The 12076-nt window shown below is 72.5% G+C and carries 12 protein-coding genes and 2 pseudogenes; 7 read left to right on the forward strand and 7 right to left on the reverse strand.

What is annotated here, in order from left to right; all coding sequences use genetic code 11:
* Nucleotides 1-52 precede the first annotated feature (52 nt).
* The 3 genes and pseudogenes from OIB37_RS08325 to OIB37_RS08335 form a co-directional block, all read left to right on the forward strand.
* Nucleotides 53-655: a hypothetical protein gene (locus OIB37_RS08325; RefSeq protein ID WP_330456886.1), complete on the forward strand. Its 603-nt coding sequence runs from the start codon at nt 53-55 to the stop codon at nt 653-655.
* 243 nt (nt 656-898) lie between these two features.
* Nucleotides 899-1222 (forward strand): annotated as a pseudogene (locus tag OIB37_RS08330) (3-keto-5-aminohexanoate cleavage protein); the annotation flags it as partial.
* Nucleotides 1222-1335, forward strand: a pseudogene (locus OIB37_RS08335) (RNA ligase (ATP)); the annotation flags it as partial. The pseudogenes OIB37_RS08330 and OIB37_RS08335, both read left to right, overlap by 1 nt.
* A 100-nt stretch (nt 1336-1435) precedes the next feature.
* On the opposite strand, the gene soxR reads toward OIB37_RS08335, so the two are convergent.
* Nucleotides 1436-1894: a redox-sensitive transcriptional activator SoxR gene (gene soxR / locus OIB37_RS08340; protein ID WP_330456887.1), complete on the reverse strand. Its 459-nt coding sequence runs from the start codon at nt 1892-1894 to the stop codon at nt 1436-1438.
* A 107-nt stretch (nt 1895-2001) separates the two neighbouring features.
* Here soxR and OIB37_RS08345 point away from each other — a divergent pair, with 107 nt between their 5' ends.
* Nucleotides 2002-2463 carry a MaoC family dehydratase gene (locus OIB37_RS08345; RefSeq protein WP_330456888.1) on the forward strand — a complete coding sequence of 154 codons (462 nt, stop codon included), beginning with the start codon at nt 2002-2004 and terminating at the stop codon, nt 2461-2463.
* Between the two features lie 76 nt (nt 2464-2539).
* On the opposite strand, the gene OIB37_RS08350 is transcribed toward OIB37_RS08345, so the two are convergent.
* The 3 genes from OIB37_RS08350 to OIB37_RS08360 form a co-directional block, all read right to left on the reverse strand.
* Complete coding sequence (locus OIB37_RS08350; protein ID WP_330456889.1) at nt 2540-3163, reverse strand: TetR/AcrR family transcriptional regulator; 624 nt, start codon at nt 3161-3163, stop codon at nt 2540-2542.
* Nucleotides 3164-3245: 82 nt separating this feature from the next.
* The gene (locus OIB37_RS08355; RefSeq protein ID WP_330456890.1) at nt 3246-3533 is read right to left on the reverse strand and encodes a YiaA/YiaB family inner membrane protein; all 288 of its coding nucleotides are present in this window, start codon (nt 3531-3533) and stop codon (nt 3246-3248) included.
* Between the two features lie 60 nt (nt 3534-3593).
* Nucleotides 3594-4745: an acyl-CoA dehydrogenase family protein gene (locus tag OIB37_RS08360; RefSeq protein WP_330456891.1), complete on the reverse strand. Its 1152-nt coding sequence runs from the start codon at nt 4743-4745 to the stop codon at nt 3594-3596.
* Between the two features lie 90 nt (nt 4746-4835).
* Between OIB37_RS08360 and OIB37_RS08365 the strand changes: the two genes are divergently transcribed.
* The 3 genes from OIB37_RS08365 to OIB37_RS08375 all read left to right on the forward strand — a co-directional run bounded on the left by OIB37_RS08365 (nt 4836) and on the right by OIB37_RS08375 (nt 7665).
* The gene (locus OIB37_RS08365; RefSeq protein WP_330456892.1) at nt 4836-5483 is read left to right on the forward strand and encodes a TetR/AcrR family transcriptional regulator; all 648 of its coding nucleotides are present in this window, start codon (nt 4836-4838) and stop codon (nt 5481-5483) included.
* 41 nt (nt 5484-5524) lie between these two features.
* A complete protein-coding gene (locus tag OIB37_RS08370) occupies nt 5525-6307 on the forward strand; it encodes an ArsR/SmtB family transcription factor (RefSeq protein ID WP_330456893.1) in 783 nt (260 codons plus the stop codon).
* 353 nt (nt 6308-6660) lie between these two features.
* A complete protein-coding gene (locus OIB37_RS08375) occupies nt 6661-7665 on the forward strand; it encodes a DMT family transporter (RefSeq protein ID WP_443058258.1) in 1005 nt (334 codons plus the stop codon).
* Here the strand turns inward: OIB37_RS08375 and OIB37_RS08380 are convergent.
* From OIB37_RS08380 to OIB37_RS08390, 3 genes are all read right to left on the reverse strand, one after another.
* Complete coding sequence (locus OIB37_RS08380; protein ID WP_330456895.1) at nt 7654-8979, reverse strand: MFS transporter; 1326 nt, start codon at nt 8977-8979, stop codon at nt 7654-7656. The genes OIB37_RS08375 and OIB37_RS08380 overlap by 12 nt on opposite strands.
* Nucleotides 8980-9228: 249 nt before the next feature.
* Entirely contained in the window at nt 9229-10311 is a 1083-nt protein-coding gene (locus OIB37_RS08385; protein ID WP_330456896.1) for a Zn-dependent alcohol dehydrogenase, read from the reverse strand.
* 92 nt (nt 10312-10403) lie between these two features.
* On the reverse strand, nt 10404-11792 hold the full coding sequence (locus tag OIB37_RS08390; RefSeq protein ID WP_330456897.1) for an aldehyde dehydrogenase family protein: 1389 nt from the start codon (nt 11790-11792) through the stop codon (nt 10404-10406).
* Between the last annotated feature and the right edge of the window lie 284 nt (nt 11793-12076).

Here is a 12076-nt window from a genome sequence, read left to right on the forward strand (position 1 = left end):
CGACGCCGAAGTGACCGAAGTACGGACGCAGGTGTGACGGAGGTGCAGGGCGATGGCCGGATTCCGAAGTCTGGCGAGACAGGTGCGGGACGCGCGATGCGATCTGGCGCTGCGGCGCTACTCACTGCGCAAGTGTCTGGAGCGGTTCGCTCCCTATGGACACCGCGCGACCTGGGACCACCTGTGCGCCCGGGCCGGTTTCGGCCCGGAGGACCGCTCCCCCGACCCGGCGCGGCTCGTGGCCGCACTGGAGGAGCTGGAGGAGGCGCGCGCCGTATGGCTGGCCTACGAGTCCGATTTCGCGGAACGCCGGAGGAAGGAGAAGCACGACGGGCTGCGCCGGCCGGGCAGCGTGGACGACTGGCACCGGATGACCTGGGGCGGCTTCGGGGTCGCCTGGTGCGACGACCCGGAGGTCCACCCCGGCGCACCGCTCGCCGAGGTGCTGCGTCGGCTGATAGCGGCACTGGAGCGTGAGCCGGACTCGGTCTGTCCGGTGTGCGGCGGGGAGCGCCTGGTGTGGACGTACGGCCTGGACCACGACCCGTCCGCCGGCCCGGTCTGCGCGGACTGCGGCATCCTCGTGCCCCGGCCGGTGCTGACACCACAGGCGCTGGCGTTCGCCAGGCGTGAACGGCTGCTGATGTCGGCCTGACCACCGGCTCCCGCCCGACCGGCGGGACCCGCGCACGAGGTACGACCACGGGGTCGCGGCCGCGAAACCCGACACGGCTACGGCTACGAAGTACGACCGGGGAACACGACGGGGGAACACGGCCGGATTCTCAACCAGGGGGTACGGCCGACGGGAATGCGCCGGGGGTGCGCCGGGGATGCCGCACCCCCAGTTCTGGCCCGGCGCGGGGCCGTTGTCGGTGCCGCGCGGCACCATGGAGCCATGGTGCACGTATGTCTCAACGGGCGCCGTCCGGCCACGGACGGCGCGTGCGTCCCCGTGACGCCCGAGGAGTTGGCGCGGTCCGCCTTCGAGGCCGTCGCGGCCGGGGCGACGTCGGTCCATGTCCACCCCAGGACACCGTGCGGACGAGACAGCCTGTCCCCCCGGGTGCTCGCACCGGTGCTCGACGCGATACGGGCACGCGTGCCGGTGCCGGTGGGCGTGACCACCGGTGCCTGGGCCGAGCCCGGCCCCGAGGCACGGACGACCCGGGTGCGCTCCTGGTCGGTACGGCCCGACTTCGCCTCCGTCAACTGGCACGAGTGGTCGTACGGCCCGCCGTCGAGCGGTACAGCGAGGTGACCGGCGGTCGTGCCATCGCCAAGGCCGTGAGCCCCGCGTACCTGACCCGCAAGGGCGGCACCGAGTACGAGTAGGACGCCGGTCACGGGCCGCCGGGCGTACGGTGCGGGGCCCGGCGAGCGGCGGATCGCGGGGCGCGCGGTACCGGGCGCCCGGTGCCGGGCCGGCCGGACGCTACCGGCCCTCCGCCATCAGCCGCGACCCCGCCCGCCGCTCGCCGAAGGCGTCGTCGGGGTTGGACAGGACGCAGGTGTCCAGGGACAGGCATCCGCAGCCGATACAGTCGGTCAGGTGGTCGCGCAGCCGGTTCAGCTGCCTGATCCGCTCGTCCAGTTCGGAGCGCCACGCCTCGGACAGCCGGGCCCAGTCCTCACGGGTCGGGGTGCGCTCCTCGGGCAGTTCGGCGAGCGCGTCGCGGATCGTCGCCAGCGGGATGCCGACACGCTGGGCGGCGCGGACGAACGCGACACGGCGGAGGGCGTCACGGCTGTAGCGGCGCTGGTTGCCGGAGGTACGGCGGCTGGTGATCAGGCCCTTGGACTCGTAGAAGTGCAGGGCGGAGACAGCGGCGCCGCTTCGCGCGGACAGCTGACCGACGGTCAGCTCGTGGATCTTCTCGGGAATCTGCGGCACTCCTGAGAGCCTACCGACCCGCCCGCGGCCGCGGTGCGTTGACAGGTGCCCCGCGCGCGACCATGCTAAGCAGTTGCTTAGGGACGTACGAGCGAGAGGCCGGGATCATGGCAGAACCGAGGACCTTCACCTCCCCCGACGAGCTGAAGGCCGCCGTGGGCGAGCAGCTGGGTCACACCGACTGGGTGGAGATCGACCAGAAGCGGATCGACCTCTTCGCCGAGGCCACCGGGGATCACCAGTGGATCCACGTGGACCCGGAGAAGGCGGCGTCGGGACCGTTCGGGACCACGATCGCCCACGGCTATCTCACGCTCTCGCTGCTCCCGCTGTTCGGGCCGCAGCTCATCCACGTCGAGGGCGTGAAGATGGGCGTCAACTACGGGACGAACAAGGTCCGTTTCCCCTCCCCCGTGCCGGTCGGCTCCCGCCTGCGCGCCACTGCGGCGATCACCGGCGTCGAGGACGTCCCCGGGGGCGTCCAGGTGGCCGTCGCGTTCACGGTGGAGCGCGAGGGCGGCGACAAGCCGGTGTGCGTCGCGGAGTCGGTGTCCCGGTACTACCTGTGAGCGGCGGGGGCAGCGCCTGAACGCGAGGCATGGCTCCCGAACCCGAGGGGGCGCCGCCGGACCCGGCGGCGCCGTCCTACCCGGCGCCCACCATCCGCAGCACGAGGTCGGCGTAGAGCGCGCCGACCTGCTCGGGCGTGCGGGGGCCCTCCACGTTGAACCAGCGGGCCACGTCGATGCAGAGCGACATGACGGCGAGCGTGGTGCCCTGTACGTCCAGGACGTCGAACTCGCCGGAGGCGACACCGTCCTCGATGATCCCGCGGACCTCGGCGTCGACCTTCCGGCGCAGCGCGAGGATCTCGGTGCGGGCGTCGGGGCCGAGCGCGTCGAGTTCGTACTGTACGACCCGCGCGGTGGTGCGCCCCCCGGCGTGCCAGCGGACGAAGGAGCTGACGGCGTCGGCGAGGCGCTCGGCGGCGGTGCCCTCGCGCGCGGCGGCCGTGCGCAGGATGTCCAGGGCCCTGTCGTGACCGATGCGGCTGATCCGGTGGAGCAGCTCTTCCTTGGTCTTGTAGTGGATGTAGAGCGCGGCCGGGCTCATGCCGGCGCGGCCCGCGATGTCACGTGTCGTCGTCGCGTGGTAGCCACGCTCGGCGAAGGCCTCCACGGCTGCGACGAGCAGGCGCCGGGCCGCGTCAGGGGTGACCTCTGCCCATGGCCCGGCTTCGTCGCCGGTCGTCTCCTCCGCCGTACTCATCGCTCGCTCGCCCCTCTTCGATGACAGGACCCTCACCATACCGCCGAAGGTGAGCGTGCGCTTAGTGCGACAGGTGGGGACCTCAGAGCTTCTCGAAGGGGTCGTGCTCGGCCAGCAGCCGGTCCAGGCGTGCCTGGTCGACGCGGCTGACGATCTGGCCGGCCTCCTGGCGGTCCCGGATCACCTTGGCGAGGGTGAAGGTGGAGGTGACGAGGTAGAGGACGGCGATGCCGAGGAAGCCCCGCACCCAGGCGTCGGCGTCCAGCCGGAGGATCCCGACGGCGGTGGCCACCATGGCGACCGCGAAGGAGGCGACGGCCTGGCCGTAGAACGCGGCCGTGCTCTGCTGTTTGACCGGTGTGTCACTCATGGAACGAGCATCGGCGGAGGCGGCCCGCGCCACATCCGCCGAGATACTCAGGTGACGTACTCAGAACGCCGAGACCCCGGTCAGGGCGCGTCCGATGAGCAGCTTCTGGATCTGGCTCGTGCCCTCGTAGAGGGTCATCACCCGGGCGTCGCGCAGGAGTTTGCCGACCGGGTACTCGTCTATGTAGCCGTAACCGCCGTAGACCTGGAGGGCGTTGTTGGCGGCGCGGACGGCGGCCTCGGAGGCGAAGAGCTTGGCCTTGGAGGACTCGACGGCGAACGGCTGCCCGCGGTCGATCAGGTCGGCGACGCGCCAGGTCAGCAGCCGGGCCGCGTCCACGTCGACGGCGATGTCGCTGATCAGTTCCTGCACCAGCTGGTGCCCTGCGATGGGCTTGCCGAACTGCTCGCGCTCACCCGCGTACCGCACGGCCGCGTCCAGCGCGGCCTGGGCTATGCCGACGCAGCCCGCGGCGACCGACATCCGGCCCTTGGCGAGCGCGGACATGGCGACGGTGAAGCCCTTGCCCTCCTCCCCGACCAGCGCCGAGGCGGGCACCCGTACGTCCTCCAGGACCAGCTCGGCGGTGGCCTGGCCGCGCAGGCCGAGCTTGCCGTGGATGGTGCGGCGGGACAGGCCGGGGGTATCGGCCGGGACGAGGAAGGCGGAGACACCCTTGTGGCCGGGGGCGTCCGTGGAGCGGGCGAAGAGGAGGACGACGTCGGCCCAGGTGCCGTTCGTGATGAACATCTTGGTGCCGTTGATGACGTACTCGTCGCCCTCGCGGACGGCCCGGGTGGTGAGGTTGCCGGCGTCGGAGCCGGTGCCGGGCTCGGTGAGACCGAAGCAGCCGACGTGTTCGCCCGCCGTCAGCCCCGGCAGCCAGCGCCGCTTCTGCTCCTCGCTTCCCCAGGCCGCGATCGACTTGGCGACCAGCCCGAGGGACACGGAGACGATCCCGCGGACCGAGGAGTCGCCGCGCCCCAGCTCCTCGGTGACCAGGCAGTACGCGAGGTGGTCACCGCCCGAGCCGCCGTACTCCTCGTCGATGGTCAGGCCGAGGAAGCCGACCTCGCCGAGTTTCTTCACGATGCCCCGGTCGATTTCCTCGGCACGGTCCCAGGCGACCACGTGCGGGGCGATCTCCCGCTCCACGAAGTCCCGGGCGAGCTGCCGTACGGCTTCCTGTTCCTCGCTGAGTCCCAGGTTCACCACGAGATCACCCCACACCAGACAGATCTTGAAAACCGTACATTTAAATTAGCAGTGCTAGTTTCCTGTCGCAGCCCTACTATGTGCGCCATGGCCCGACCGCGCAAGCCCCTCCTCAGCACCGACCGGATCGTCCAGACGGCCCAGGAACTCGTGGACGCGGAGGGCCTGGCGGCCGTCTCGACCCGCCGGCTCGCCGCCGAGCTGGGGGTGAGCGGGCCCTCGCTCTACAACCACTTCCGCACCAAGGACGAGATCCTGGAGGCGGTCGCGGACTCGGTGAGCGGCCTGGTCGACCTGGCGATGTTCGAGGACGGCCGGGACTGGCGGACCGCGCTGCACGACTGGGCGGTCTCCTACCGGGCCGCCCTGCGCGCCCACCCGAACATCGTCCCGGTCCTCGCCCGCGGCCCCGGCCGGCGCCCGGCGGCCCTGCGGCTGGCCGACGCCGTGTACGGCGCGATGGTCGACGCCGGCTGGCCGCCGGCCCAGGCGACCAGCATCGGCGCGCTGATGCGTTACTTCATCATGGGTTCCGCGCTCGGCTCCTTCGCCGGGGGCTTCGTCGACGACGCGAGCGCCTACGACCCGGCCGACTATCCCCACCTCGGCCAGGCGCACCTGCTCGCCGAGCGGCAGGAGGAGGTCGACGACCGGGCCTTCGAGGCGGGGCTCTCGGCACTGCTGGACGGGCTGGCCGGCCAGTTCGAACGGGTACGGCAGACCGAGCGGCGATAGTTCGGCCGGCGCCGAAGCGTCGGGGGCCCATGCTGGGACACATGACCGCCGAGGACTCCAGGACCACCGGGAACTCCGGTATCACCGGGAACTCCAGGGGCTCACGGGGCTCCCGCGGCCCCAGGGACCCCCGGGCCGCCGGTGTCGCGTCCTTCGCCGCACTGCTCGCCGACGAGACCCGGGCCGCGTGCCTGCTCGCGCTGCTGGACGGGCGCGCCTGGACCGCCGGCGAGCTGGCCCGGCACGCCCGGGTGGCCCCGTCCACGCTGAGCGAGCACCTGGGCAAGCTGGTCGCGGGCGGGATGCTCACGGAGGAACGGCAGGGGCGGCACCGGTACGTCCGGCTGGCCGACGCCCGCGTGGCACAGCTGGTCGAGGACCTGGTCGCACAGGTGCCGGGCGACGCGGTGGTACGACCGCGCACCCTGCGGGAGTCGAGTGCCGGCTCCGCGATGGCGCGCGGCCGCACCTGCTACGACCATCTCGCCGGGCGGCTCGGCATCGCGCTCACCGAAGCACTGACCGCGCGGGGGCTGCTGCGGCAGGACACCGGGTTCGCGCTCACGGACGCGGGGGTGGAGTGGTTCGGCAGCCAGGGGATCGCCCTCGACCGCGGGGGGCGCCGCCCGCTGGCCCGCGCCTGCGTCGACTGGACCGAGCGCAGACCGCACCTGGCGGGCGTGGCGGGGGCCGCGCTGTGCCGGCACGCCCTGGACACGGGGTGGTGCGTGCGCATCGGGTCCGAGCGTGCGGTCCGGGTGACCCCGTCGGGGGAGCGGGAGCTGCGGGAGCTGTTGGGCATCGAAGCGGAGGTGCTGGGGTGAACGGCCCCGGGGCGACGGTGGGCCGACACCCGCCACCCGGGGAGCGGGTGGGCCGGCACCCGGCGCCCGGGGGAACCGGCGGGCCGGTACCGGCCGCCACGGGAACGAATGGGCCGGCAGCCGGCGCGGCTGCGGTGATCACGTCCGAATTCCGCTGGTCGTCGGCTGTCTCCGTCCCTAGGGGGTGTCGTTTGGATCAGGTCGGATCAGGCCGCGGCGTCCGGTGCGGTGCCTCGCAAGGTGGAGGATCTGCCGCGTACTGGACCGGCTGATCCGACAACGCGGCGAGGTGCCGTGCCGGGCGTCGCGGACCCGAGCTGATCCAAACGACACCCCCTAGCCTCGGGAGCATGATGAACTCCACCTCACGTCAGCGGCTGCTCCCCGTCGCCGCGGCTGTCGTCACGGTCGTGCTGTGGGCCTCGGCGTTCGTGGCGATCCGCCGCGCGGGAGACGCCTACGCGCCGGGAGCGCTGGCCCTCGGGCGGCTGCTCGCCGGAACGGTCGCGCTGGGGCTGATATGCGCCGTACGACGGGAGGGGTGGCCGCCCCGGTCGGCGTGGCGGGGGATCCTGCTGTCGGGCGTGCTGTGGTTCGGGTTCTACATGGTGGCCCTGAACTGGGGCGAGCGGGAGGTGGACGCGGGGACCGCGGCTCTCGTGGTGAACATCGGCCCGCTGCTGATCGCACTGCTCGGTGCGCGGCTGCTCGGTGATCCGATGCCGCCCCGGCTGCTCGCGGGAATGGCCGTGTCGTTCGCGGGCGCGGTGACCGTGGGGGTGTCGATGTCGGCCGGGGGCGACGGGGCCTCCCTGCTCGGGGTGGTGCTGTGCCTGCTCGCGGCGGCGGCTTACGCCTGCGGGGTCGTGGCGCAGAAGCCAGCGCTCGGGCGGGCGAGCGCTCTGCAGGTGACGACCTTCGGGTGTGCCGTGGGTACCGTGATCTGCCTGCCGTTCGCCGGGCATTTGGTGAGCCAGGCGGCGCACGCACCCCTGGCGGCGACCCTCGACATGGTGTACCTGGGTGTCTTTCCGACCGCGCTCGCCTTCACCACCTGGGCCTACGCCCTGGCGCGCACCACCGCGAGCCGGATGGGGGCGACGACGTACGCCGTGCCGGCGCTGGTCGTGCTGATGTCGTGGCTGGTGCTGGGCGAGGTGCCGGGGCCGCTCACGCTGGGCGGCGGTGCGCTGTGTCTGGCGGGCGTGGCCGTGTCGCGGACCCGGCCCCAGGGCCAGGACCGGTCGCGGTGGGGATCGCGGGCACAGGGACGGGAACGGCCGGCGGGGACCGCGGCCACGGAGGTCACTCCGCAGCCGCGGCCCGAGGAGGCGCCGGAAGCGGGGTCAGCGCGGTGAACGCGCCCTGTCCGCCAGGATCTTGATGGACACCAGGGCGATGACCGCGAGCCCTGCGATGTAGCCGGACACCGCCATCGAGGTGCCCGTCGACTCCAGCAGCAGCACCATCACGAAGGGCGCGAGACCGCCGCCGAACACGGCCGCGATCTGGTAGCCGAGCGAGGCGCCTGTGTAGCGCATCTCCGGCGTGAACAGCTCGGCGAACAGGGCCGCCTGGGGGCCGTACATGATGCTGAGGAAGCAGCTGGCGACGAAGGTGCCGACCGCCAGCCACAGCAGCGAACCGGTGTCGATGAGCAGGAACATGGGCACGGCCCACAGCCCGATGCCGGCCGCGCCGAACGCGTAGATCCGGATGCGGCCGATGCGGTCGGAGAGCGCGGCGGAGGCCGGGATCAGGATCAGTTGGGTGAGGCTGACGCAGAGCGAGACGGTGAGCACGGCGTCGCGCTTCATGCCGAGGTCGCGGGTCGTGTAGTCCAGGACACCGGTGATCAGGATGTAGAAGGTGGCGGTGTTGACGGCGAAGGAGCCGCCGGCGAGGAACACCGTGCCGAGGTGGTCACGGACGATGCTGCGCAGCGGCGAGGTGTGCCCGGACTTCTCCTTCTCGGCCAACGCCTTCTCGGCGGCGCAGAATTCGGGTGTCTCCTCGACCCTGGTGTGGATGTACCGGGCGAGGGCGAGGACGAACAGGCCGACGACGAAGGGGATGCGCCAGCCCCAGGAGGCGAAGGCGGAGTCCGTGGTGAACGCCCCGGCCAGCAGGAAGACCGTGTTCGCGGTCACCACGCCGATGGGTACGCCGAGTTGGACGAGGCTGCCGTAGACACCGCGCTTGCCCTCGGGGGCGTACTCGGTGGCCAGCAGCATCGCGCCGCCCCACTGGGCGCCGACCGCGATGCCCTGTACGACGCGGAGGGTGACGAGCAGGATCGGCGCGGCGACGCCGATGGTGTCGTACGTCGGCAGCAGGCCGATGCCCGTGGTGGCCAGACCCATGAACGTGAGCGCGAGCACCAGCATGGGCTTGCGGCCGTGCCTGTCGCCGAGGTGGCCCGCGATGATCCCGCCGATCGGGCGGGCGAGGAAGCCGACGGCGAAGGTGGCGAAGGAGGCGAGCACTCCGGCGGTGGAACTGCCGGACGGGAAGTAGAGGCCGCCGAGAACGAGGGCGGCGGCGATACCGAAGACGAAGTAGTCGTACCACTCGACGGCCGACGCGAGCGCGGCGGCCGTGGCGACCCGGCGGCGGTTCCGGGCGGCGGGAGCGGTGGTCGTGAGCGGCTGGGCGGAAGGTGCCGTGTCCATGCGTGCACACTCCGGGGATGCGGGGACGGGGGTACGAGGGTGGGGATGCGGGGGTGGGGGGTGGCTCGGGTGCGGGGAACGTACTGACCGGACGGTATGAGCGTCAACGGGTCGCGCAGCAGCAGTTTTACCTGTACATGGCATCGACAGCGCTGGCCGGACATGCGACCGGACATGCCGAGGGCCCCGGCCGCGCCAGGGGCCGGGGAGGGCGGAGAGGGGCCGGGGAACCGGAGTCGGGAAGGGGGGCTAGAAGATCACCAGGGCTCGGCCGCCCTTGCCGGCGAGCATGTTGTCGAAGGCGGCCGGGATGTCCTCCAGGCCGATCCGTTCGGTGACGAGGCCGGAGAGGTCCAGCCGGCCCTGCCGTACGTGCTCCGCGAGCACCGGCACGTCGCGGGCGGGGTCGGTGTTGCCGTAGACGCAGCCGGACAGGGTGCGGCCCCAGTGGAAGATCTCCAGGGCGTTGAAGGTGACCTCCTGGTCCTTGCCGCCGATGCCGACGACGGTGGTACGGCCGCCCCGGCGGGTGGAGTCCCAGGCGGCGCGGATGGTGACGGCCCGGCCCACGCACTCCACGGCCACGTCGACGCCCTGCTTGCCGGTGAGTCCGCGGATCTCACGGGCGGTCTGCTCGGAGGCGAGGACGTAGTCGGTGGCCCCGGCGCGGCGGGCCAGTTCCTCCTTCTCGGGGGAGACGTCGACGGCGATGACACGGGAGGCGCCCGCGATGCGGGCCGACTGCAGAGCGGCCAGGCCCACTCCCCCGACACCGAACACCGCGACCGTCTCGCCGGGCTGGACCCGTGCCGAGTGGTGGACCGCGCCGTAGCCGGTGAGGACGGCGCAGCCGAGGAGGGCCGCGTCGGTGAGCGGGATGCCGTCGGGCAGGGGCAGGACGCAAGACGCGGATACCACCGTCTCCTCGGCGAACGCGGCTACGTTCAGGCCGGGGTGGAGGTCGGTGCCGTCGGTGGTGCGGGCGTAGACGTCGGCGGCGCCGTTGAGGGCGTTGGCGCAGAGCCAGACCTCGCCGAGCGTGCAGGCGTGGCATGTTCCGCAGGAGGGCGCCCAGTTGAGGACGACGTGGGCGCCGGGTGCCACGTGGGTGACGCCCTCTCCCACGGCGACGACCGTGCCGGCGCCCTCGTGGCCGAGGACCGCGGGGACCGGCACCCGCATGGTGCCGTTGGACAGGGACAGGTCGGAGTGGCACACCCCGGCGGCGGCGAGGCGCACCCGGACCTGTCCTGGGCCGGGGTCGGGCAGCTCGATGCGGGTGACCTCCAGGGGTGCGCCGACGGCGGGCAGGACGGCGGCTCGTACGGCCATGGCTCGGGAACTCCCTTGGAACCGGGGGACGGGGAACGGGAGAGGCTCGCTCTGAAGGCTTTCAGAGGTGATGGGACTTGACCTGAAGGCGCTCAGAACTGGAGGGACTTGGTCTGGAGGTACTCGGCGAGGCCGTGCGCGCCGAGTTCCCGGCCGACCCCGGACTGCTTGTAACCCCCGAACGGGGCGCGGGGGTTGAAGCGGCCGCCGTTGATGTCGACCTGCCCGGTGTCCATGCGCCGGGCGAAGGCGACCGCCTCGGTCTCGTCGGCGGCCCAGACGGCACCGGCGAGGCCGTACACCGTGCCGTTGGCGATGCGCAGGGCGTCGTCCTCGTCCTCGTAGCGGAGGACGGAAAGGACCGGGCCGAAGATCTCCTCCTGGGCGATGGCCATCTCCGGGGTGACGTCGGCGAAGACGGTCGGGCTCACGAAGTAGCCCTCCTCGCGGGGAGATTCGGGGCCGCCGGCGACCAGGCGGGCGCCCTCGGCGACACCCTTCTCGATGTAACCGCGCACCCTGGCCTGCTGCTTGGCGTTGACCAGCGGTCCGATGCGGTCGCCGTACTTGGCGGCGGCGGTGGCCGCGAGCCGTACGGCCTCGTCGTACTGGTCGCGATGGACCAGCATGCGGGTCCAGGCGCTGCACGTCTGGCCGGAGTTGGACATCACGTTGGCCACGCCGACGTTGACCGCCTTGGCGAGGTCGGCGCTCGGCAGGATGACGTTGGCGGACTTGCCGCCGAGTTCGAGGGCGACCCGCTTCACCGCCGCCCCGGCGACGGCACCGATCCGCCGGCCGACCGCGGTGGAGCCGGTGAAGGAGACCAGGTCGACGCCCGGATGCTCGGCGAGAGCCTGCCCGGCGACCGGCCCGAGACCGGTGACCAGGTTGAACACACCGGCCGGCACGCCCGCCTCGTGGACCGCCTCGGCGAAGAGCTGGGCGGTGAGCGGGGTGTCCTCGGCGGGCTTGAGGACGATCGTGCAGCCGGCGGCGAGGGCCGGGGCGACCTTCGCGACGATCTGGTGGAGCGGGTAGTTCCAGGGGGTGATCGCGCCGACGACGCCGACGGGTTCCTGGAGGACGGTGGAGTTGCCGACCTTCTCCTCGAAGGAGTGGGTGGCGGCCAGCTCGGCGTAGGAGCCGGCGACGGCGATCGGCACGGCGGCGTGCACGGCCTGGGAGAACGCGAACGGGGAACCGAGTTCGGCGGTGACCGTCTCGGCGATCTCGTCCTGGCGGGCCACGAGGGCGTCCCGCAGGGCGGCCAGGCGCGCGGCCCGCTCGGCGGGAGGTGTGGCCGCCCACCCGGGCAGGGCGGCGCGCGCGGCGCGCACGGCGGCGTCGACGTCCGCGGCGCCGCCCGCCGGGACCCGGCCGATGACCTGCTCGTCGGCCGGGTTCACGACCTCGATCACGTCCTGGCTCTCGGCAGGGCGCCAAGCGCCGTCGATGTAGAGGCCGTCGTGTGCCTTCATGGTGCATCCTCCCGGCGGGTCCGCGTCGTCCGGCACTCAAACTAGCGGCGATAGTTTTCGCGCGCCAGACATCTCTGGGCTCAGCCTGCGGGATGTCCGATCGCCCGGACGCACCAGGACATCCTTGCCGCCGGCCCGGAGACACGCCCGCAGGCGCAACACGGGGCGCGCCACCGCCCGGAGTCGGGGCGGGCGGGTACGGGGACGGATACCGGTGACGAGTGCCGGCACGGGCACTGGGACGGGGCACTGGGACGGATACCGGAGACGAGAGCCGGAACGGG

The organism is Streptomyces sp. NBC_00820, from assembly GCF_036347055.1.
GTDB lineage: Bacteria > Actinomycetota > Actinomycetes > Streptomycetales > Streptomycetaceae > Streptomyces.